Origin of the sequence: Embleya sp. NPDC127516 (assembly GCF_044765325.1) — a bacterium.
Taxonomy (GTDB): Bacteria; Actinomycetota; Actinomycetes; order Streptomycetales; family Streptomycetaceae; genus Embleya.
This window is the reverse complement of sequence record NZ_JBIWJT010000028.1, coordinates 38657-61306: the sequence shown is the minus strand read 5'-3', so window position 1 is coordinate 61306 and position 22650 is coordinate 38657. Positions and strand designations below refer to the sequence as shown.

Sequence of the window (22650 nt, the reverse complement as noted above, 5' to 3'; positions counted from 1 at the left end):
ATGCTAGGCGCTGAACTCACCGGTAGGAAGCCCGCGCCCGGGCCCCCAAGCGATGCACTCAGGCGATATGTTCGTCTCCCCGTGTGATCGAGCTACCCGCACGGACTTCAGCCGGGACCTTCCGGGATGCCGCGCGTCGCAGGGGGTGCTGTACCAGTCATGACCGCCGAAGAACTCGAGGCGGGTCTCGCCGCCGAACTCGCCGCGGACGGGGAGTCGGTCACCGAAGCACTGGACAAGTGGTCGGTGCGCACCCCGATGCGGGTCTTCATCCACTACGGCGAACACGGCCTGGACCTGAGCTACGCCGAGGCCAAGCGGGCCACCGACACGATCGCCGGCAACCTGGCCCGGGCGGGCATCCGGCGCGGCGACCGGGTGGCGGTGCACTGCCGCAGCGCGTACGCCGCCGCGCTGTGGATGTTCGGCATCTGGAAGGCCGGCGCGGTGTACTGCCCGCTGGACGCGGACGCGATCGGCGATCTGCTGGTCGAGCAACTGGAGGCCACCCAGCCGCTGCTGGTGGTCACCGAACGCGCGCTGGTGCACACGCTGGAGACGGTACGGCCGCATCTGAACCGGCTGCCGAGGCTGACCGTGCACGACGCGGTGGGCCCCAGGCCGCCGCACGGCTACCCCGAGATCGCCTACGCCAACTTCCTGGCCCGCGCGGTGCCGCCGGCGGTGACGATCGACCCGGGCGACATCGGGATGATCGTGCACACCGCAGGGGTGACCGGGCGGCCCAAGGCCGCCCTGCTGGCGCACCGTTGGCTGGCCTCGTACACGCTGCTGCTGCGCCGGCTCACCACGCCGGAGGACGTGGTGCACGTGGACCTGCCGCTGCATTCGGTCCAGGGCGCGTTCGCGGGACTGGCCCGGGCCGCGTGGGCGGGCGCGGGCGTTTCGCTGTGGGACCGGTTCCATCCGGTCGACTTCTGGCGGCGCGTGGCCTCGGCGGGGGCCACCGGCGCGGTGTTGACCGAGACGATGGTGGGCTGGCTCGCGGGCGCGCCGGAGCGGCGCGGCGAGCGGAACAACCCGCTGAGCACGGTGCTGATGCAGCCGCTGCCGCCGACCCACCACGCGTTCGCGCGCCGGTTCGGGATCGACACCGTGGTGGCCGGCTACGGGCAGGTCGAGACGGGCCTGCCGATCGCGGCCGTCCTGGTCGGGCTCGACCCGAGCGAGGTCACCCCGGCGCCGCTGCGGCGCGGGCTGGCGCCGGCGGCGGTCGCGAAGGTGTGCTCCCGGTTGGGCGTACCGGTGGTCGACGGGGCGCGGATCGTGCGCAAGGGTTGTCTGGGCGCGCCGTTGCCGTTCGCCCGGGTGGCGATCCTGGACGAGCACGACCGTCCGGTGCCGCGCGGCGTGGTCGGCCACCTCGCGGTCCGCCCGCATCTGCCGGGCCTGTTGGTGCAGGAGTACGTGGACGATCCGCTGAGCATCGCGGAGGCCACCCGCAACCTGTGGTTCCACACCGGCGACGCGGCGGTGCTCGACGAGGAGGACGGGCTGCTGCACTTCGTCGACCGGGTCGTGGACCGGATCCGGATCCGCGGCGAGAACGTGTCGGCCTACCACATCGAGGACCTGGTCAACCAGCATCCCGACATCGCGGTGGGCGCGGTGTTCGGGGTGCCCGCCGACCGGGACGACGAGGACGAGGTGGTCCTGTACGCCGAGCCCGAGCCGGGTCGTCCGCTCGACCCGGACGAGCTACGCGCGTGGTGCGCGCAGTCGTTGCCCGCGTACATGCGGCCGGAGCACGTGCGGATCGTCGCGCGCATGCCGCGGACGCCGAACGGGCGGGTGGAGAAGTACCGCCTGCGCCGGCACTTTTTGGGTCTGGCCGATCGTCCGGGCCCGGCGGTGCGCGGTGTCGCGGTGTCGGCGGCGACGCCGATGCCCGCGGCGCGGCCGGCGCTCGCACCCGCGCTGTCCCCGGTGCGGTCCGCGCTGCCGCCGTCGTTGCCGCCGGGAACGCGGCGCTGACCTCGTTCGCCGCTCTCGGTCATGCGGATAGCTGATCGTGCGGATATGTCGCTTTCCAATGGGAAGGCGTAACACGCACGCGACTTTGCGGGCGTGGCAGATCCGAGGAGCGGCACCCATGGACAGCACGAACGGCGTCACGGGACCGACCGCCGAGTCCGGCGCGGGGCGGCATCGGCGCAGCGGCAAGGGATTCGGGTTCGGCCTGCTGGTCGTGCTCGGCACGGTGTTGGTGCTCGGCGGGATCGTCGGTCTGGTCTACACGGGCGTGGCCACGCTGACCACGATGGTGTTGTTCGGCTGGTTGCTGCTGATCGGCGGCGTGGTCGGGTTCGTCCAGGCCATCCAGGCGCGCAAGGAGAACGCGTTCTGGCTCGTGGTCGCGGTCTCCGCGCTCAACATCGCGGCGGGCGTGGTGTTGTTGCGCCGGCCCGAGGTGGCGGCCGAGGCGCTCACCCTGTTCGTGGCCCTGTTGTTGCTGGGCGCGGGCATGTTCCGGATCGTGGGCGGCGTCGCGAGCATGTCCGCCAAGATGATCTGGACCGTCCTGGTCGGCGTGGTCGACCTGGTCCTGGGCCTGCTGGTGCTGGCCGAATGGCCGAGCAGCAGCCGCTACGCGATCGGTACGTTCATCTCGCTGGCCCTGCTCTTCGACGGACTGAGCCTGGTCAGCCTCGGCCTGACGGGCCGTCGGATCGTCGGCATGGTCCGCGAGGCGGAGGTCCCGGAGGCGGGGTCGCCCGCGGCGGACGAGGTCTCCGGCGACCCGGCCTCCGCCGAGTGGAAGGCCGAACGGGACGGCACCAGGGAAGGCACCTTCAAGGGCCCGGACACGATGACGAAACGACGCGACGACGAGGTGTAGGCCGGACGCCATCGAACGCCGGACGGGCTGGTCGCAGCCCGTCCGGCGTTCGATGATGTCCCGCCCCGGCAGGGGCCCATGGTGCGTCGGCGGCCGGCGAAGCGGCGGACCTACCTCGCCTCGACGTGCGCCGCGGGTGTGCGCCGGCTCATCAGCAGCGCCGGCAGGAACGCCAGTGCCATGAAGCTCACGGCCCACCAGTACGTCCCCTGGAAGGCGTCCGCCAACCGCGGCCCGATCTCGGTGACCACCGCCGGCGACAACGAGTGCAACTCGCCGAGCCCACCGGCCCCCTGCCCGGCCGGCAGGCCGTCCCGCATCGCGCCGGCCAGCAGCACCGACATCAGCGCCCCGCCGACCGCGGCCGAGACCTGCTGGATGATGGTCAAGGTGGTACCGGCGACCGCGACCTGCTCGTGCGACATGGCGCGCAGCGCGGAGGCGGTGGTCGGCATCAGCGTCATGCCCACCCCGACGCCCATCACCGACAGGCAGGACATCAGCACCCAGTAGGGGGTGTCCGCGGCGACCTGCGTGGTGAAGGCGAGGAACCCGGAGGCGGCGACCACGATCCCGACCAGCACGATCCGTCCCGGCGCGACCCGGTCGCTGAGCCTGCTGGCGACCTGCATCGACAGCGCGGTGGCCAGCGCCTGCGGTGCGCCCAGCAGGCCGGAGGCGGTGGCGCTCTCGCCGCGCACCAGTTGGTAGTACAGCGGGGCCAGCATCATCGAGCCGAAGTACGCGCAGACGAACAGCACCATGGTGCCCGCGGCGGCCACGAACGGGCGGCTGCGGAACAATCGCAGGTCGATCAGCGCGTGTTCGATCCGCAGGGCCCGGACCACGAAGCCGACCACCAGGAGCGCGCCGAGCACGGCGGGCACCAGCGCCCCGGTGGAGCCGAAGTCGCCCTTGTCGCCGCCGGTGGCCAGGCCGTAGATGAGTAGCGCCAGACCGGGGGAGAGCATCAGCAGCCCGGGCACGTCCAGCGGTTTGGTCGGCTGCGGGGTGTCCCGCGGGAAGACCCTGGCGGCCAGCCCCAGGGCGATCGCGCCGATCGGCACGTTGATGAAGAAGATCCAGCGCCAGGACACGTCGTCCACGAGCCAGCCGCCCAGGATCGGGCCGGCGAGCGGGCCGATCAGGACCGGGATGCCCAGGATGGCCATCGTGCGGCCCATCCGGGCGGGATCCGAGGCCCGGGCCAGGATGGTCATCCCGACCGGCATGATCAGGCCGCCGCCGAGCCCCTGGAGGACCCGGAAGGCGATCAGCGATTCGGCCGACCAGGCCAGTCCGGCCAGCACGGATCCGGCCGCGAAGGTGCCGATCGAGAACATGTACAGGCGTTTGGTGCCGAACCGGCCCATCGCCCACGCGGCCACCGGGATGACCGTGGCCAGGGCCAGTGTGTATCCCGTCGCCACCCATTGGATGGTGGCGAGCGGGGCGTCGAAGTCCTGCGCGAGGTGGTTGAGCGCGACGTTGACGACGGTGACATCGAGTACGGACATCACCGAGCCGAGGACGACCACGAGGGCGATCGCCGCGATGCTTCGGGAAGGGGTGGGGACGTCGGCCGCGGGCGCACTCGCGGTCGGGGCGGTGGTCGTTGCCATCACGGGCTCCTGGCGTTCGGCGGAGGAATGGCGGCGGCTTCCCGGACGGTTCTCAGACGCCGTACGGGCGGCGCGCGCGCATCGACCGGGAGGCGTCGGTCCACCACGCGAGCTGATCGAGCATCACCTTGGCCGCGGCGTCGGTGCCCGCGACGTCGACCGGCTGCCCGTCCGCGTCGAACTTCTCCCAGGCCATCGGGAACGCCAGCCCGTCCCGGGTGGTGACCATGTGCTGCTCCGCGAAGACCAGGCGCAGTTGCTCGACGGCGCGCAGGCCGCCGGAGATGCCGCCGTAGGACACGAAGCCGACCGGCTTGCCCTGCCACTCGCCGCGGAACAGGTCGATCATGTTCTTCAACCCGGCCGGGAAGCTGTGGTTGTACTCGGGCGTGACCACCACGAACGCGTCGGCGGCGTCGAGCCGGGCACCGACCGCGGTGACCACGGCGGCGGGTTCGCTGCCCATCGGGGCCCACACGTCCGGCAGCCGGTCGTGCGCCAGGTCGATGATGTCCACCTCGAAGTCCCCGTGCTGCTCGGCCTTGCCGGCGAACCAGGTGGACACGACCGGAGCGAAGCGACCCTCGCGGGTGCTCCCGACGATGACGGCCAGCCGGAAGGTCTTCGGAGTGGTGGTGGTCTGCGTGTCGGTGCTCATGGGATCCCCCAAGGAGATGAAGAGAAGTGCGAACGAGTCCTGTGCGGGCCCGGAATCGTTGCCGTCCGAGCGCCTGGTGAAGACGTTAGAAGTTGAAGTTAACTTCAGGTCAAGCCCGGATCCGCACTTCTCTTCCCGAGTCGTCACCCGGACCCGGCCCGGGGGTTGCCGGTGCCGAGGGGGAATCGTTCAAGCGCGCTTCGCGTCCGTAGCCGTCGGGGACGCCTCGTCCGGGCCGCCGAGGGCGGTCAGGACGGCGATCGTGGCCAGGGCCACGGCACCGGCGCACACCATGACCGTCGAGGGGGAGGAGGCGTCGACGACGGCGCCGCCGGCGAGCGCGCCGGTTGCCAGGGTGAGCTGGAACGACGACGTGAACACGACCGTGGCGGCCTCCTGGGCGTGCGGCGCGGAGCGGGCGAACCAGGTCTGCGAGCAGGCCGGGATGGCGCCGTACGCCAGGCCCCACACCACGAGCAGGCCGATCGCGCCCGCGCCCCGGCGGCCGAGGAGGGGGAACAGCAGCGTGGCGACGGCGATCAGCGCCGCGCACGTGAGGAACGTCGCGCGCAGGTTGCGGACCATCGTCACGCCCGCGACGAAGTTGCCGACGATGCCGGCCACGCCGAAGGTCAACAGGTAGACGCCGATCAGCCCCCGGTCCACCCGGGTGACCTGCTCCAGGAACGGCGTCACGTACGTGTAGGCGCCGAAGTGCGCGATCACGATCAGGCAGGTCGCGGCGAGGCCGATCCGGATGCCGGTGCCGCGCAGCAGATCGCGCAACACCCGGGCCCGGGTGACCTCGAGCGCGGGCAGCGGCGGCAACAGCACGGCGAGCGCGATCGCCACGCCCAGCGCGAGCACGCCCATGACCACGAACGAGGCGCGCCAGCCGATGTGTTCGCCGAGCTGTGTACCGGCGGGCAGACCCAGCACGGAGCCGGCCGGAACGGCCGCGAAAATCACGGCGGTTGCCGTACCCACCCGCTGCGCACGCACCAACCGAGGCGCCAGTCCGGCCCCGATCGACCAGAACCCGCCGATGGTGACCCCCACCAGCGCCCGCGCCACCAACACCACCCAGAACGCGGGCGCGACGGCCGCGAGGAAGTTCGCCGCCGCCAACAACACGATCAGCGCGACCAACATCGTGCGCCGATCCAGCCGCCCGGTGCACACCGTCACCACCGGCGCGCAGACCGCCGCCAACAGGCCCGGTACGACCATCAACCACCCGGCAGTGCCGTCCGAGACGCCGAAGTCGTCCCCGATCGGCGTCAACAACCCGATCGGCAGAATCTCGCTCGTCACGATCGCGAAGATCCCGACCGACAGACACACCACGCCCGGCCAGTACCGGCGCGGCTGCCCCGCGTCCGATCCGGGTGCGTCGGCGGTGTGCGAGTCGGCTCCGGCAATGACGGACATGACGTCCCTTTCGGCAGGGCGGGGGAGGGGATCCCCGACAACGGGGAGTCCCAGTACAACCGCCCCCGCCGCCCCGGGTCTGGCGGTATCCCGCCCTCAACGTCACCCCGTCCTCGACATCACGAGCCCGTCGCCCCCCGACCTGCCGACGTCCTGCCCCCGATCTCCCGGCCCCCGACCTGCCGCCCCCGACGTCCGACCCCCGCCCCCGCCTGCCGGCCGAAGCGCTTCGCTGTGGGCGAACAGGGATCGGAAGGGTGGGGGAACAAAGAGGGGCTCTTGTTTCTTGAGTCAGTGCAGCGCAACTTTTTCGACTGTGGCTACCTGAGGGGCATGACATGAGCGAGACCATCGGGACACTGACCCTGCCGGTTCTTCCGCTGGACGACGTGGTCGTCCTCCCCGGCATGGTGGTCCCGCTCGAACTCGACGACGCGGAGACCCGTGCCGCCGTGGATGCCGCGCGGGCCGCCGCGGGGCGGTCCGCCGGACCCGGCATCCGTAGTGAGAGCAAGGCGCGGGTGCTGCTTGTTCCGCGTGACGACGGGCAATACCCGGCGGTGGGCACGCTCGGGGTGATCGAGCAGGTCGGTCGGCTGCCCGGGGGTGAGTCGGTCGTGGTGGTGCGCGGCGAGAGCCGGGTGCGGATCGGCACCGGAACCACCGGTCCCGGCGCGGCGCTGTGGGTCGAGGCGACCCGGGTGACGGACGTCGAGGCGGACGAGCACACCCACGAGCTGGCCCGCGAGTACAAGGCCCTGGTCACCACCGTGCTGGGCAAGCGCGGCGCGTGGCAGGTGGTCGACCACGTACAGGCGCTGGAGGACCCGAGCGACCTGGCGGACAACTCCGGCTACGCCCCGTACCTGACGCTTCAGCAAAAGATCGAGGTCCTGCAGACTGTCGACGTCCAGGAGCGGCTGACCAAGGTCGTCGGCTGGACCCGGGACCACCTCGCCGAGCTGGACGTGGCCGAGACGATCCGCAAGGACGTCCAGGAGGGCATGGACAAGCAGCAGCGCGAATTCCTGCTCAAGCAGCAGCTCGCCGCGGTGCGCAAGGAGCTCAACGAGCTCAACGGCACCCCGGACAGCGAGGAGGAGGACTACCGCGCCCGGGTCGAGGCGGCGAACCTGCCGGAGAAGGTGCTGGCCGCCGCGCTCAAGGAGGTCGACAAGCTGGAGCACGCCTCCGACGCGTCGCCCGAGGGCGGCTGGATCCGCACCTGGCTGGACACCGTGCTGGAAATGCCGTGGAACGAGCGCAGCGAGGACGCGTACGACATCGCCGAGGCGCGCGCGATCCTGGACGCGGACCACTCCGGCCTGGTGGACGTCAAGGAGCGCATCGTCGAATACCTCGCGGTGCGCAAGCGCCGCGAGGAGCGCGGGCTGGGCGTGGTCGGCGGCCGGCGGTCCGGCGCGGTACTGGCCCTGGTCGGCCCGCCCGGTGTCGGCAAGACCTCGCTGGGCGAGTCGGTGGCCCGCGCGATGGGTCGCTCGTTCGTCCGGGTCGCGCTCGGCGGCGTGCGCGACGAGGCCGAGATCCGCGGCCACCGGCGCACCTACGTCGGCGCCCTGCCCGGTCGCATCGTCCGGGCGATCAAGGAGGCGGGCAGCATGAACCCCGTCGTCCTGCTCGACGAGATCGACAAGGTCGGCTCGGACTACCGCGGCGACCCGACCGCGGCCCTGCTGGAGGTGCTCGACCCGGCCCAGAACCACACCTTCCGCGACCACTACCTCGAGGTCGAACTCGACCTCTCCGACGTGGTGTTCCTGGCCACGGCCAACGTCCTGGAGACCATCCCCGAGCCGCTGCTCGACCGGATGGAACTGGTCCGGCTCGATGGCTACACCGAGGACGAGAAGGTCGTCATCGCCCGGGACCACCTGATCAAGCGTCAGTTGGACAAGGCGGGTCTGGACGACACCGAGGTGTCCTTCACCGAAGACGCGCTGCGGCTGCTGGCGGGCGAGTACACCCGGGAGGCGGGCGTGCGCACCCTGGAGCGCTCGATCGCCCGCGTGCTGCGCAAGGTCGCGGCCCGACAGGCGCTGGACGCCGACGCGCACCCGCTGCCGATCACGGTGGACGCCGGCGACCTGCGCGACTACCTCGGGCGGCCCCGGCACACCCCGGAGTCGCTGCTGAGCAAGGCCGAGCAGCGCACCGCGGTGCCGGGTGTGGCCACCGGGCTCGCGGTCACCGGCGCGGGTGGCGACGTGCTCTACATCGAGGCGTCGCTCGCGGACGCCGAGACGGGCGGTACGGGACTGACCCTGACCGGCCAACTCGGCGACGTGATGAAGGAGTCGGCGCAGATCGCGCTGTCCTACCTGCGCTCGCGCGGGGCGGAGCTGGAGGTACCGGTGGGCGACCTCAAGGACCGAGGCGTGCACATCCACGTCCCGGCCGGCGCGGTCCCCAAGGACGGCCCGAGCGCCGGTGTCACGATGACCACCGCGCTGGTGTCGCTGCTCACCGGGCGGCCGGTCCGCTCGGACGTGGCAATGACCGGTGAGGTCTCGCTCACCGGCCGGGTACTGCCGATCGGCGGCGTGAAGCAGAAGCTGCTCGCCGCGGAGCGGGCAGGTGTGACCACCGTGCTGATCCCCAAGCGCAACGAGGCCGACCTGGACGACGTGCCCGAGGAGATCCTGAGCCGACTCACCGTGCACGCGGTCGCCGACGTGCGCGAGGTGCTGGAACTGGCCCTGGAGCCGGCCAACGCCAAGCACACCATCGCCGCCTGATCCTGCGTCGACCTGCGAAAACCCTGCTGCGCGAGTCGCCTTCCGGGCGGCTCGCGCAGCATCTTTCGGCCAAGATCGGACAAGCCGGTTGGCGGTGAATCTCGATTCGGTCACGCGCCGGATAGTTCGGTTGGTTGCTGTCAGTATTCGCGGCATGTCATATGGAACGGGTGGGGGCCCGGGTTGGGGAGACGGTTCGTCCGCTTCGCCACCGCCTGGGTTTCCGCCGCAACCTCAGCCACAACGTCCCTGGTACCAACGCACCTTGTGGATCGTCGTCCTGCTCGTCGTGTTCGCGCCGGTGGGCATCTTCCTGATGTGGAAGTACACCGACTGGCAGCGCCCGCTGAAGATCGGCGTCGCGATCGTCGCGGGCGTGGTCTTCCTGGTCGCCTTCGCGAACGCGGTGTCCGATGGGAAGGACGACTCCGGAAAGGACAAGGTGACGCCGGCCTCGACGTCGACGCCGGTCCCCTCGGGTGCGGCAACGACGCCCGCGCCCGCCGCCACCACGGCGGCGCCGACGAGCGCGCCGCCGGTGAGCAGCACAGCGCCGCCGCCCGCGACCACGGCTCCCGCCGAACCGCCACCGGCGGCACCGGCGCAGGACGAAGCGAACGTGCCGAAGGCCGATCCACCGAAGGCCGATCCGCCCAAGGTGGACCCGCCGAAGGCAGACCCGCCCAAGGCCGATCCGCCGCCGGCTGATGCGGGCGTGAAGGTCAGAGGCCAGTTCTGTTCGCAGCTCGGCGCCACGGCGGTGAACAACAAGGGTGAACCGCTGGTGTGCGCCAACAGCACCAACGGCACCAAGCGCTGGACGTAGCACCGACCGACATCCACATCGCCGACCTGTACGGCCCCCGGCCTTCCGCCGGGGGCCGTCCCACTTGAGTACACCTACTCATGCGCGCAACACCCGGTCGGCCCAACACTGTTGCCATGACAACGCCGCTGCGTACCAACAACACCCAGGGCTTCTTCGTTCAGGCCGCGCTGTCCTTCGGCGTATCCGTGAGCGCGGTCCTGATCGGGATCGTCTACCTCCCGGTGGACCGCTGGATCCGGGCCTTCCTCGGCCTCGGCGTGCTCTACGTCGTGACGTCGAGCATCACCATCGCCAAGGTGGTCCGCGACCGCCAGGAGAGCGAGGCCGTGGTCAGCCGGGTCGACCAGGCGCGCCTGGAGAAGCTGTTGACCGACCACGACCTGTTCCGCAACGACGGGATCTGAGCCCGAAGGGGCGGTGCTCGACGCGCCGCCCCCGGCCTACTGGCCCAATTCCTCGATCGTCTTCAGGATCCGCTTGTCGGACACCGGCTGCGGTGTGCCGAGCGACTGGGCGAAGTAGCTCACCCGCAGTTCCTCGATCTGCCAGCGCACCGCCGCGACCTCCGCCGGGATCGGTCCGCCCTTGGTTTGACGGTCCATCAGGTCCCGGTAGGCCGCCTGGATCTGATGGACCTTCAACATGCGCTCGCGATCTCGGACCGGGTCCGCCTCCAGACGCTGCAACCGGCGCTCCATCGCCTGGAGATAGCGATGCACGTCCGGCAGCCGGCGCCAACCCGCCTCGGTCACGAAGCCCTTGTGCACCAGCGCCGTGTACTGCGCCTTCAAGTCGGCGAGCGCCGGTGCCAGCGCGGGACTCCGGGTGGCCTTCAGCCGCCCGGCCACGTTGTGCGACGCACCCAGGACGCGCTCGACCTTGACCACGGTGTCCTCGGTCAGCCGAGGCAGCCCGGCCTTGACCCGATCACGCAGCCGCGCGAAGCCGGCCTCGTCCCACACCGGGCCGCCCGCGTCCTGGATCAGCATGTCCGCCGCGCACGCGAGGATGTCCTCGAAGAGCGCGTCGATGCCGCCGTGCGGGTTGTGGCTGAGCGTCAACTTGGCCATGTTGGGCAGCCGGCCCTGGATCTGCTTGACCGGCGACTGCACGTTCAGCAGCACCAGACGCCGCGTTCCGCGCCGCATCGCGCGCGACTGCTCGGGTTCGCTGTCGAACAGCCGGACCGCCACGGACGCGCCCTCGTCGACCAGCGCCGGATACGCCTTGACCACCAGCGGCCCGCGTCGCTGTTCGACCACACGCGGCAGTTCGCCGATGCTCCAGGCGCTGACGCCCGTGCGCTCGATGTCCAGCGTGCTCGCCGCCTCGGACACCGCGGCCCGCATCCGGTCGCGCAGCTTGAGCTTGAGCGCCTCCAGGTCCTTGCCCTCGGCGAGCGTGCGCCGGTCGTCGTCGAGCACCCGGAAGGTCATCCGCAGGTGCTCGGGCACCTTCGTCAGGTCCCACGTCTCGCGCTTGACCGGCATGCCGGCCATCCGGCTCAACTCGCGCTCCAGCACGTCCACCAAAGATCCCCGGCGAGCCGGGATCCGGGCCAGGATCGCGCGCGCGTAGTCCGGCGCCGGCACGAAGCCGCGGCGGATGCCCTTGGGCAGCGCACGGATGTACGAGGTCACCAATTCCTCGCGCAGGCCCGGGATCTGCCAGTCGAAGCCCTCGCCGGTGAGCTGGTTGAGCACCGCGACCGGGATGTGCGCGGTGACCCCGTCCGCGTTCGAGCCGGGCTCGAACTGATAGGTCAGCTTGAGCTCCAAGCCCTCCTCGACCCACGTGTTCGGGTAGTCCTCCTCGGTGATCGCGCCCGCCTTGGCGTTGATCAGCATGGACTTCTCGAAGCTCAGCAGATCCGGCTCGGCCCGGTGGGCCTTCTTCCACCACGCGTCGAAGTGCCGTCCGGAGACCACATCGGCCGGGATGCGTTCGTCGTAGAAGTCGAACAGGGTCTCGTCGTCGACCATGATGTCCCGGCGGCGGGCCCGGTGTTCGAGTTCCTCGACGTCCGCGAGCAGGCGCCGGTTGGCCGCGAAGAACTTGTGGTGCGTACGCCAGTCGCCCTCCACCAGGGCGTGCCGGATGAACAGTTCGCGGGACAGCTCCGGGTCGACCTTGCCGTAGCCGACCTTGCGCGCGGCCACGATCGGCACGCCGTACAGCGTGACCTTCTCGTAGGCCATCACCGCGGCCATCTTCTGTTCCCAGTGCGGCTCGCTGTAGGTGCGCTTGATCAGGTGCCCGGCCAGCGGCTCGATCCACTCGGGCTCGATCCGCCCGGCGATCCGCGCCCACAGGCGGGACGTCTCGACGAGTTCGGCCGCCATCACCCACCGCGGCGGCTTCTTGAACAGCGCCGAGCCGGGGAAGACCGAGAAGCGGGTGCCGCGCGCGCCGCCGTACTCGCGCTTGGCAGGGTCCATCAGGCCGATGTGCGAGAGCAGTCCGGACAGGATCGCGGTGTGGATGTGCTGCGTGTTCGGCTCCTGCGGTTCGCCGACGGCCTCGATCCCGAGCGACTTGGCGGCCGAGCGCAACTGGCTGTGCAGATCCTGCCATTCACGTATGCGCAGGTAGTGCAGGAACTCGCTCTTGCACAACTTGCGGAACCGGCTCGAGGACAGCTCGTCGCGCTGTTCCTTGATGTAGTTCCACAGGTTGAGATATGCCAGGAAGTCGGATTCCTTGTCCGCGAACCGCGCGTGCAACTGATCGGCGTGCTGCTGGTGTTCCGCGGGGCGCTCGCGCGGATCCTGGATGGACAGCGCGGAGGCGATGATCAGCACCTCGCGCACCACGCCGTTGCGGTCCGCCTCCAGGATCATCCGGGCCAGACGCGGGTCGACCGGCAACTGGGACAACTTGCGGCCGACCGGGGTCAGCCGCTTGCGTACGTCCGGCTCGTCCGGGTCCAGCGCGCCCAGTTCCTGAAGGAGTTGGACGCCGTCCTTGATGTTGCGCCGGTCCGGCGGCTCCACGAACGGGAACGCGGCGATGTCGCCGAGGCCCAGCGCGGTCATCTGGAGGATGACCGAGGCCAGGTTGGTGCGCAGGATCTCCGGGTCGGTGAACTCGGGCCGCGACTCGAAGTCCTCCTGTGAGTACAGCCGGATGCAGATGCCGTCCGAGGTGCGCCCGCTGCGGCCCTTGCGCTGGTTGGCGGAGGCCTGCGAGACGGCCTCGATCGGCAGCCGCTGCACCTTGGTGCGCAGGCTGTACCGGGAGATCCGGGCGGTGCCGGGGTCGATCACGTACTTGATGCCCGGCACGGTCAGCGAGGTCTCGGCGACGTTGGTCGCGAGCACGATGCGTCGCCCGGTGTGTTGCTGGAAGACCCGATGTTGTTCGGCGGCGGACAGGCGCGCGTACAGGGGCAGTACCTCGGTGTTGCGCAGCTGTCGTTTGTTCAGCGCCTCGGCGGTGTCCCGGATCTCGCGCTCACCGCTGAGGAAGACCAGGATGTCGCCGGACGCCTCGCCGAGCAGTTCGTCCACCGCGTCGCTGATCGCCTGTACCTGATCACGATCGTCGGCGCGGCGTTTGCCCCCGCTCTCCTCGTCGTCGTCCTCGTCCTCGTCGATCTCCGCGACGAGCGGGCGATAGCGCACCTCGACGGGATACGTACGGCCGGAGACCTCGATGATCGGCGCGTCGTCGAAGTGCTGCGAGAAGCGCTCCGGGTCGATCGTGGCCGAGGTGATGATCACCTTGAGGTCGGGACGGCGCGGCAACAACTGTTTGAGGTAGCCGAGCAGGAAGTCGATGTTGAGGCTGCGTTCGTGCGCCTCGTCGATGATCAGCGTGTCGTACTGGCGCAGCAGCCGATCGTTTTGCACCTCGGCGAGCAGGATGCCGTCGGTCATCAGCTTGACCAGCGTGTTGTCACTGGACTGGTCGTTGAAGCGGACCTTGTAGCCGACCACGTCGCCCAGTTGTCCGCCCAGCTCCTCGGCGATGCGGTCGCCGACCGTACGCGCGGCGATCCGGCGCGGCTGGGTGTGCCCGATCAGGCCCTGCACCCCGCGACCCAGCTCCAGGCAGATCTTCGGGATCTGGGTGGTCTTTCCGGAGCCGGTCTCGCCCGCGACGATCACGACCTGGTGGTCGCGGATCGCGGCCAGGATGTCGTCCTTCTTTTGGCTGACCGGCAGCGCTTCGGGGTAGCCGATCGTGGGCACGGCGGCGCGCCGGTTCGCGACCCGCGTCTCGGCGGCGTCGAACGCGGTGATCAGGCTCTCGGTCTCGGCGACCTGCTGCGGACCCTTGCGGTTCTTGCGGGTCCGGTCGAGACGACGGCGCAGACGGTCCTGATCCCGAAGCATCAGGTGGGGCAGGCGCGCCTGGAGGTCGGCGAGCTGAGATGTGGCTACTGGCGTTCCCATTACGGGGTCAAGGATAAGTGGCACCCCGGGGGCGCAGGCCAGCGGATTACTCCCGACGGCGATCCCCCGGCAGATCCTCCTGTCATGTCAATTGTTGAACGTAGAACTACTTGGTATCCTGGGCGCATGGACATCACCTCGCCCCGGGGCGCCGCGCGCATGCCCGTCGTCTACCTCGGTCACGGCGCACCGCCGCTCGCGGACGACGCGCTGTGGACCGGCCAGCTCGCCACCTGGTCCGCCGAGCTGCCCAGGCCCACGGCGATCCTGATGGTGTCCGCGCACTGGGAGGACGCCCCGATCGCGCTCGGCGCGACCCGCACGATTCCGCTCGTGTACGACTTCGGTGGCTTCCCGGAGCACTACTACCGGGTCAGGTATCCGGCGCCGGGCGCCCCCGACCTCGCGGCGCGGGTGCGGGCGCTGCTCGGACCCGACGTGCAGGATGTGCCGGAGCGCGGCCTCGACCACGGCGCGTACGTACCGCTGGTCGAGATGTACCCGGATGCCGACGTGCCGGTGCTCCAGATGTCGCTGCCCACGCTGGACCCGGTGCGGCTGTACGAGGTCGGCCGACGGCTCGCGCCGCTGCGCGAGGAGGGTGTGCTGATCGTGGGCAGCGGTTTCTTCACGCACAACCTGCGTGGCCTGGATCCCCGGGCGGACGCGCCGGCGCCGGGGTGGTCGAGCGAGTTCGACCACTGGGGCGACGAGGCGTTCCGCGCCGGCGACGTGGACGCGCTGCTCGACTTCACCCACAAGGCGCCCGCCGCGCGCCTGGCACACCCCAGGACCGAGCACCTCGCGCCGCTGTTCGTCTCGCTCGGCGCCGGCCACGAGGACCTGGACCGGCTGAGCCAGGTGATCGACGGCTTCTGGTTCGGGCTCTCCAAGCGATCCATCCAACTGGGCTGACGCGGCGGAGCCGGATGGCGCGGCGGAGCCGGATGGTCCGAATAAGGCCAATGTCGTAAATAAACGGAACTGCGCCACGGCGCGCCACCGGAGCCGTAACGTAGCCGCATGGCTGCCAGAACCCTGCCGCAGAGCTGCGTGGGAGTCGGCTGCATGCTCGTGCGTGAGCACCTGAACACCGAACAGCGTTTCTGGGCGGCGAGGTTCTTCCCGTCCGGCGGCGTACGGGAGGACAGCGGGCTGCTCGTCGCGCTGCTGATGGCGTCGGCGCTGCACCGCGTCGCGCGCGGCCTGGGCATGTCGGACGCCGACCCGGACGCCGTGATGCGAGTTCCCGTGGTGCCGACGCACGCGCTCCTGCGCACCGACCACGACGCGATCGAGGCGGCTCGGACCTTCACCAATCCGGCCGAACTCGACGAGTTTCACACCCGCCTGACCCGCCTGTGCCCGGGCCGCGACGCGGTCTGGCCCTCGGTCCGCTGGACCGCCGAGGACCTCCTGCTGGTCTACGCGCACGCGGCGGCGACCCACCGGGTGCTCCCCACCCTGGACCCGACCCGGGCCCTGGCAGACATCGACCCGGGCCTGACCGTGGCCGGGTTGTGGGAGGAGTGAGCCCGGGCGGGCCCCGGGGTCGGTACACGCGAAGGTCCCCCGCCCCGTCTCGGGCGAGGGACCTCGGTATCGACGCGTTCCGCGCCTCAGGCCTCGTCGGCCGGGGTCAGGCCGCTCTCGTAGTGCACGATCGTCGGCGGGACCGCGAAGAACTCGCCGACGATGGCCCGCCACTGCGGAAACAGGTCCGACTCGCGGAAGCCGACCGTGTGCGCCTCCAGGGTCTCCCAGCCGATCAGCAGCAGGTACGACGTGGGCGACTCGACCTGGCGGATCAGGCGCGCCCAGCGGAAGCCGTCGGACTTGGCGACGACCTCGCGGCCCCGCAGGAACGCGGCCTCGAATTCGGCCTCGCGACCTTCCGCGACGGTGATGTCCGCGTGCTCGATGATCATGACAGGCTCCCTGCTCGGTCGGATCGGCTGCCGGGCTCGGATCGGGTGAACGATCCGGGTCCGGGCGACAGGAGGATCATGGCGAACCGCCCCGGCGCGGATCGCGCCGGGGCGGTTCGCCACGCCGACGACCGGGCGTCGGCCCGGCCCACGGACCGTCGGCCGGGCGGTGTCAGCCGAACCAGCTCCGCTTCTTCCGGGTCAGCTGGTAGCCCAGGATGCCGAACACCACGGCGACGAAGGTCGCCATCGCGGTCCAGAACCACCGCGCGTTCGGACCGTCCATCCAGTCCCACTGGTACCAGTGGTCCTCTTCCTGGTCCCAGGCCACCGACCGGGTATCCGCCGTCTGGCCGCTCTTGAGCACCGAGCCGGCCTTGGTGATCGGCACCAGGGGGTCGGACAGCCGCCGGTCCGAGGTCGGTACCTGGTCGTCGCCGTCCTTGGTGTCCACCCGCACCGTCACCTTGGTCGCGGCGCCCGCGTCCAGGTCGGGCACGTCCATCGCGGCGATCCGGACGAAGTACATCCCGGGCAGCGGGTCGGTGGACCACGGCTCGGCCCAGTCGCGGACCGTACGAGGGGTGCAGGTCAGGCCGAGCTTGGTGTCGGTCTTCTGCGCCGTGGCGACCTGCTTGCCCTCCACGCACGGCTGGCGCCGACGCAGGCCGTCGTAGATCTCGATCCGGTAGGTCACCGGGCCGCTGCGCGCGTTGCCGGAGGCCAACTCCAGATCCACCTTGGCGTGGATCTCCTTGCCCGCCTTGGCCGGGAACTGCCAGTACAGATATTCGCCTTGGGACGCCGACCAGCGCGCGTCCTGGCCGAGCGCGAGCGTGCCCGCGCCCAGGAACGACGTCCCCGGCGGCACGTCCTGATCGGCCATCGCCGGCGCCGCGAACAGCGTCACGCCCACGAACGCCGCGGCGACCGTCGCCAACGCCCGCTTGATTCCACGGATCGCGCTCGTCATGACATCGCCTTCCCGAGAGCCTTGAACGCCCGGCGCAGCCAGCCGGCCAACAACCCGGCAATCAGGCCGAACCCGGCGAGTACGCCCAGGAACACCCAACCGCGGCCCAGGCCGTGCACGTTCGCGGCCTTGCTGTCGGTGGCCTGGACCAGGTCCACCGTCAACTCCAGTGGCAGGCCCGGCTTGGTGGCCACGTTCGGCTGCGCGGCGAACGCGTTGGTGACGACCAGGCAGATCGTCCTGGTCTTCGCGTTGTCACTGTCGGTCTTGTACGGGTAGCGCAGACCGGCGGACTGCACGTCCGTGCGGCCGTTGCCCGCCCCCGCGTTGCCGACCAGTTCACGGCCGTCCTCGCTGAACGCGGTGACCGTCACGTCGTAGTCGCGCGCGACCTTGCGGTCGGAACCCACCGTCGCGGTGGCCCGCAACTCCTGGTTCGGCTTGACCGGGACCTTGTACCAGAGGTGCTGGCTGAACTCCTCGCGGTCGCTGTAGACACCGGGCGCCAGCAACGGCGCGTCCTGGCAGCCGTTCGGGCTGCCCTTGACCGACGCGGGCGTCTCGTCCGCCTCGCGCACCGCGCGCTTGACGATCTGCTGGACCTTCTGCGACAACTCGTCCGCGTTGAGCACCGAGGTGTAGGTGCCGCCGGTGGCCTCCGCGATGCAGGAGAGCTGACGACGGGTGTTCTCGTCCGGGACCAGGCCCAGCGTGTCCACGATCAGGTTGAGTCCGGACGCGGCCAACTCGCGGGCCACGTCGCACGGGTCGGGCGGCGCGCAGGTCTCCTCGCCGTCGGTGATCAGGACGATCCGACGGCTGCCGGTGCCGGTGCCGAGGTCCTTGGCGGCCTCGCGCAACGACAGCGCGATCGGGGTCCAGCCGGTCGGGGCCAGCTTGGCGATCTCGTTCTTGATCACGACCTTGTTGGGCCTGCCGACCGGGGCCAACTGCTGGGTGTCCACGCACCCCTTGGCCTTGTCGTTGCCCGGGTAGGTGGCACCCAGCACCCGCACGCCGAAGTCGGCGGGCTCCGGGACGCTGTCCACGACCTCGTTGAAGGCCTTCTTCGCGGCGTCCATGCGGGTCATCCCGCCGGCGTCGTTGGCCTTCATCGATCCGCTCACGTCGAGTACCAGCTCGACTTTCGGCGGAGGCCCGGTCGGATTCGTCTCGTCGGCCATCGCGGACGGTGCGGAACCGCCCACGACAGCCAAGGTCGTCAGCAGGCCGATCAAGCCGGCCCCGACCTTTCGCATCTTGATCGTCACGGGGGAGGATCCTACGGATCAAAACGGCCCGCCGTTTGCCGTCTGCCGTAGGCCGATTGACAACCCGTCAGGCGGTTGATGACGATTCGTCGGAAACATTCCCGGCGGGCGCGGTCAGGTCGTACAACGTCACCCCGCCCACGGTGGTCGCGGTGAACGTCTGCGCGACCCAGGTCGCGATGGCCTGGGAGGCGTTGCTGCCGCCCATGCTGCGCATTCCGCCGCCCATGCCGTCACCGCCCGCGCCGCCGCCCATGCCGCCAACTCCGCCGCCGATGAAGTAGTGGATCCGACCGTCCGTGACCAACTTTTGGAACTCGGCCAGGGTCGGCGAGGGGTCGCTGCCGTTGAATCCGCCGATCGGCATGACCGGCTTGCCGGTCGCCAGTTGATAGCCCGAGGCGCTGTTGGAGCCGACCGAGGCGGCCACCCACGTGTACGCGTCGCTGTCGCGCTTCAGCGTGTCGACGACCTCCTTGCCGGGTGTGCTGCCGTTGAGCAGTCCGCCCATCCCGCCGCCGCCCATGCCGCCGCCCATGCCGCCGCCCATGCCGCCGCCCTGACGGGACGTCATCCCGCCGTTGCCCTGCGGAGCGCCGCCGTTGCCCGGCGTGGGGCGCTGCCCTCGCGTGCCGCCGGTGCCGTCGGGGGCCTGGCCGTTCTGCCCCGGGGTGCCCGGGAACGCCTGGCCGCCCTGGCCCGGTTGGCCGCCCTGGGCCGGTCCCGGCGGGCCGCCCTGGAACGACCGGGGTCCGCCCGCCATGCCACCGGGTCCACCGGGCCCGCCGCGCCCGAAGCCCATTCCGGCCGGCCCCGCCGACGGGATCGACCCGCCCTTGGCGGTCGAGACGGTGTCCCACGTGTACGCCGCAGGTCCCGCGAGCAGCGCGGCCACCGAGACCGCGGCGGCCACCGGCGCGAGCCCGCGCAGCGCGGTCAGCGCGGCGCCGAACAGGCCCAGTCCGCCGAAGACTCCGCCGATCAGCACGACGTGGCGCAACCACGGATGCCAGTCCGGCGTCCGGTCGAGCAGGTGGTACGACCACCACGCGCCGACCATCACGGTCAGCGCCGTGACCGCCGCCGCGCGCACGACCCGGCGCCGTTCCCACAGCAGCGCGGCGCCCATCGCCACCACCGCGGCGATCGCCGGCGCCAACGCGATGTTGTAGTAGGCGTGGAAGATGCCCGCCATGTAACTGAAGACCAACGCCGTGATCAACAGCCAGCCGCCCCACAGCACGATCGCCGCGCGGGCGGGATCGGTGCGCGGTGCGCGTCGGGTCAGCCACAGGCCCACCGCGAGCAGGATCAGCGCGGAGGGCAACAACCAGGAGATCTGGCCGCCCATCTCGGCGTTGAACAACCGGTCCCACCCGGTGGCACCCCAGTTGCCGCCACCGCCGCCGCGCGGTCCGCCGCCTCCGCCGCCCACGCTGCCGGTCTCGTTGCCGTTGAGCCGACCGAGCCCGTTGTAGCCCAGCGTGAGTTCCAGGATCGAGTTGTGTTGCGAGCCGCCGATGTAGGGGCGGGAGGATTCCGGCCACAGTTCGACGATGGCGATCCACCATCCGCCCGCGATCAGCAACGCGAGACCGGACCACAGCAGTTGCACCACCCGGCGCCAGAACCCGACCGGCGCGCACACCAGGTACACCAGCGCGAAGGCCGGCACGATCAGGAACGCCTGGAGCATCTTGGCCAGGAAGCCGAAGCCCACACACGCGCCGGCCAGCACCAACCAGCGGGTACTCGCGCTCTCCTGGGCACGCAACACCGCGTACGCGGCGACGGTGAGCAGCAGTACCAGCAGCGCGTCCGGGTTGTTGAACCGGAACATCAGCGCCGCGACCGGCGTGAGCGCGAGCAGCGCGCCGGCCAACAGACCCGCCCAGGCCGGGAACCGGCGCCGTACCGCGAGGTAGAGCACGCCGACCGTGGCGACGCCCTCCAGGGCCTGCGGGACCAGGATGCTCCACGCGTTGACGCCGAAGACCCGTGCGGACAGGCCCATCACCCACAACGACGCGGGGGTCTTGTCGACGGTGATCGAGTTGCCCGCGTCCGAGGAGCCGAAGAAGAACGCCTTCCAACTCTCGGTCCCGGCCTGGACCGCGGCCGAATAGAAGGAGTTGGCCCAGCCGGAGGCGCCCAGGCCCCAGATGTACAGCAGGCCGGTGCCCACCAGCAGGGCGAGGAACGCGGGACGCACCCAGGGCGCGTCCGCCTCGCGCCCGCGAACCGGCCGGGCGTACCAGGGTTTGCCGGTCGCGCTGCCGGCGTCGGGACGCGGTATGGGGAGCGGAGCCACTACGGCGGTCATGCGTCCTCACCTGCCGAGCCGGTCGAACCGGCGGAGTCGATGCCGGTCGGACCGGCGGAGTCGATGCCGGTCGAACCAGCGGATTCGGTCGCGCCGGCGGACCGGTGCGAGGGGGCCGAGGAGATCCGTGTGGCCGGGACGGTCCGGGCGGTCGAAGCCGCCGAAGGGGTCGAGCCGCCGGCCGCGTCGGACGTGATCGAAGTCACCGAGGCGATCGCCCGGCCCGGGCCTGTCGCGGTCGCCGAAGCCCCCGGATCCGCCGCGGACGTCGGGTCCGAGGGATCGAACGGACCCACCGAGGCGGCGACTCGCGCGGTCCGGAACACCCACACCCGCAGCAGCAGGAAGCGCACGACGGTGGCGACCACGCCCGCGCCCACCAGCGCACCCACCTCGACCGTGCGCGAGGGCCGGGCGGTCGCGGCGTGCAGCGCGGCCAGCGTCGCGCTGCTCAGGCCCAGGCCGACGACGAAGGCCAGGCCGCCCTGGGCCTGATGGCGCCAGGCCCCGGCCCGGCCGCGGATCCCGAAGGTGAATCGGCGGTTGGCCGCGGTGTTCGCGATCGTGGTGACGGTCAGGGCCAGCGCGTTGGCCGCGAGCGCGCCCATGCCGTCGCGCAGCAGGACGTACAGCAGCAGGTGTGCCAGCGTGCTCAGCACCCCGATCAGCGCGAAGCGCGGCAACTGCGCGCGCATGCCGCGCGGCAGCCGCGCCTCGCGTACCCGGGGCGGGACCGAGACTCGGAAGGTGCCCGCCGCGATCCGCCGGGCCACCCGCGCCATGCCGCGCAGATCGTCCAGCGCGGTGCGCAGCACGTCGACCCGGCTGTCCGGATCATCGACCCAGTCCACCGGGACCTCGTGGATCCGCAGCCCGTTGCGCTCGGCCAGCAACAGCAGTTCGGTGTCGAAGAACCACTCCTCGTCGTGGACGTGCGGCAACAGCGCCTGCGCGACCACCGTGCGCACCGCCTTGAAGCCGCACTGGGCGTCCGAGAAGCGCGCCGCGAACACCCCGCGCAGCAGCAGGTTGTAGGACCGCGACACCACCTCCCGGCGGGGACCGCGGACCACCGCCGCCGAACGGGCCAGCCGGGTGCCGATGGCGAGATCGCTGTGACCGCTGACCAACGGCGCGACCAGCGGGAGGAAGGCGTCCAGGTCGGTGGACAGATCGACGTCCATGTAGGCGACCACGTCCGCGTCGGACTCGGTCCACACCTTGCGCAGCGCCCGGCCGCGGCCCTTGCGGTCCAGGTGCACGGCGCGTACGTGCGGCAGTTCGCGCGCCAGGTCGCGGGCCACCTGCCAGGTCCGGTCGGTGCTGGCGTTGTCCGCGATGACGATGCGGAAGGCGTAGGGGAATCCGCCGAGCAGATAGGCGTGCAGACGGCGCACGCTGGCGGCCAGGACGTGCGCCTCGTTGTACACGGGCACCACCACGTCCACGATCCGGGTGCGAATCGGTGTCGTCAGGCTCATGCCGGTGACGTTGTCGAGCGGGCCTGGGAGCCGTCTGAGGCGTTTCTTAAGGTGGGATGAGAATCGTCGCGGCGGCCGGAAACCGGGGGTGTCCCGGGCACGGAGACGGACGGGGGGTGGC

The 22650-nt window shown here is 70.9% G+C and carries 16 protein-coding genes; 7 read left to right on the top strand and 9 right to left on the bottom strand.

What is annotated here, in order from left to right; all coding sequences use genetic code 11:
- The first annotated feature begins 159 nt into the window (after positions 1-159).
- Both ACIRL2_RS38560 and ACIRL2_RS38555 read left to right on the top strand, forming a co-directional pair.
- Entirely contained in the window at positions 160-1995 is a 1836-nt protein-coding gene (locus tag ACIRL2_RS38560) for an AMP-binding protein (RefSeq protein ID WP_395859533.1), read from the top strand.
- A gap of 118 nt (positions 1996-2113) precedes the next feature.
- Positions 2114-2860, top strand: coding sequence for an HdeD family acid-resistance protein (locus ACIRL2_RS38555; RefSeq protein ID WP_395859532.1), 747 nt, complete (start codon positions 2114-2116; stop codon positions 2858-2860).
- A 110-nt stretch (positions 2861-2970) separates the two neighbouring features.
- Here ACIRL2_RS38555 and ACIRL2_RS38550 read toward each other — a convergent pair whose 3' ends face one another.
- The 3 genes from ACIRL2_RS38550 to ACIRL2_RS38540 all read right to left on the bottom strand — a co-directional run bounded on the left by ACIRL2_RS38550 (position 2971) and on the right by ACIRL2_RS38540 (position 6571).
- Positions 2971-4482, bottom strand: a complete 1512-nt coding sequence (locus tag ACIRL2_RS38550; RefSeq protein WP_402238609.1) for a DHA2 family efflux MFS transporter permease subunit — start codon at positions 4480-4482, stop codon at positions 2971-2973.
- A 52-nt stretch (positions 4483-4534) separates the two neighbouring features.
- The gene (locus ACIRL2_RS38545; protein WP_395859530.1) at positions 4535-5140 is read right to left on the bottom strand and encodes an NADPH-dependent FMN reductase; all 606 of its coding nucleotides are present in this window, start codon (positions 5138-5140) and stop codon (positions 4535-4537) included.
- Between the two features lie 189 nt (positions 5141-5329).
- Complete coding sequence (locus ACIRL2_RS38540; protein ID WP_402238606.1) at positions 5330-6571, bottom strand: MFS transporter; 1242 nt, start codon at positions 6569-6571, stop codon at positions 5330-5332.
- A gap of 338 nt (positions 6572-6909) precedes the next feature.
- Here ACIRL2_RS38540 and lon point away from each other — a divergent pair, with 338 nt between their 5' ends.
- The 3 genes from lon to ACIRL2_RS38525 all read left to right on the top strand — a co-directional run bounded on the left by lon (position 6910) and on the right by ACIRL2_RS38525 (position 10560).
- Positions 6910-9327, top strand: coding sequence for an endopeptidase La (gene lon / locus ACIRL2_RS38535; RefSeq protein ID WP_395859528.1), 2418 nt, complete (start codon positions 6910-6912; stop codon positions 9325-9327).
- A gap of 88 nt (positions 9328-9415) precedes the next feature.
- Positions 9416-10153, top strand: a complete 738-nt coding sequence (locus ACIRL2_RS38530; RefSeq protein ID WP_402238603.1) for a hypothetical protein — start codon at positions 9416-9418, stop codon at positions 10151-10153.
- Between the two features lie 116 nt (positions 10154-10269).
- Positions 10270-10560, top strand: coding sequence for a YiaA/YiaB family inner membrane protein (locus tag ACIRL2_RS38525; protein ID WP_395859526.1), 291 nt, complete (start codon positions 10270-10272; stop codon positions 10558-10560).
- Positions 10561-10596: 36 nt separating this feature from the next.
- On the opposite strand, the gene hrpA is transcribed toward ACIRL2_RS38525, so the two are convergent.
- The gene (hrpA, locus tag ACIRL2_RS38520) at positions 10597-14553 is read right to left on the bottom strand and encodes an ATP-dependent RNA helicase HrpA (RefSeq protein WP_402238600.1); all 3957 of its coding nucleotides are present in this window, start codon (positions 14551-14553) and stop codon (positions 10597-10599) included.
- A gap of 126 nt (positions 14554-14679) precedes the next feature.
- Here hrpA and ACIRL2_RS38515 point away from each other — a divergent pair, with 126 nt between their 5' ends.
- The gene (locus ACIRL2_RS38515) at positions 14680-15468 is read left to right on the top strand and encodes a dioxygenase (protein ID WP_402238598.1); all 789 of its coding nucleotides are present in this window, start codon (positions 14680-14682) and stop codon (positions 15466-15468) included.
- Between the two features lie 108 nt (positions 15469-15576).
- Entirely contained in the window at positions 15577-16086 is a 510-nt protein-coding gene (locus ACIRL2_RS38510; protein WP_395859523.1) for a hypothetical protein, read from the top strand.
- Between the two features lie 86 nt (positions 16087-16172).
- On the opposite strand, the gene ACIRL2_RS38505 is transcribed toward ACIRL2_RS38510, so the two are convergent.
- From ACIRL2_RS38505 to ACIRL2_RS38485, 5 genes are all read right to left on the bottom strand, one after another.
- Positions 16173-16481: an antibiotic biosynthesis monooxygenase family protein gene (locus ACIRL2_RS38505; RefSeq protein WP_395859522.1), complete on the bottom strand. Its 309-nt coding sequence runs from the start codon at positions 16479-16481 to the stop codon at positions 16173-16175.
- A gap of 172 nt (positions 16482-16653) precedes the next feature.
- Positions 16654-17454 (bottom strand): peptidase, encoded by an 801-nt coding sequence (locus ACIRL2_RS38500; RefSeq protein ID WP_395859521.1) that lies wholly within the window; start codon positions 17452-17454, stop codon positions 16654-16656.
- Complete coding sequence (locus tag ACIRL2_RS38495; protein WP_395859520.1) at positions 17451-18725, bottom strand: VWA domain-containing protein; 1275 nt, start codon at positions 18723-18725, stop codon at positions 17451-17453. The genes ACIRL2_RS38500 and ACIRL2_RS38495 overlap by 4 nt, the downstream gene beginning before the upstream one ends.
- A 67-nt stretch (positions 18726-18792) precedes the next feature.
- Positions 18793-21048 carry an ArnT family glycosyltransferase gene (locus ACIRL2_RS38490; protein WP_402238593.1) on the bottom strand — a complete coding sequence of 752 codons (2256 nt, stop codon included), beginning with the start codon at positions 21046-21048 and terminating at the stop codon, positions 18793-18795.
- Positions 21045-22529: a glycosyltransferase gene (locus tag ACIRL2_RS38485; RefSeq protein WP_402238590.1), complete on the bottom strand. Its 1485-nt coding sequence runs from the start codon at positions 22527-22529 to the stop codon at positions 21045-21047. The genes ACIRL2_RS38490 and ACIRL2_RS38485 overlap by 4 nt, the downstream gene beginning before the upstream one ends.
- Positions 22530-22650: the final 121 nt, after the last annotated feature.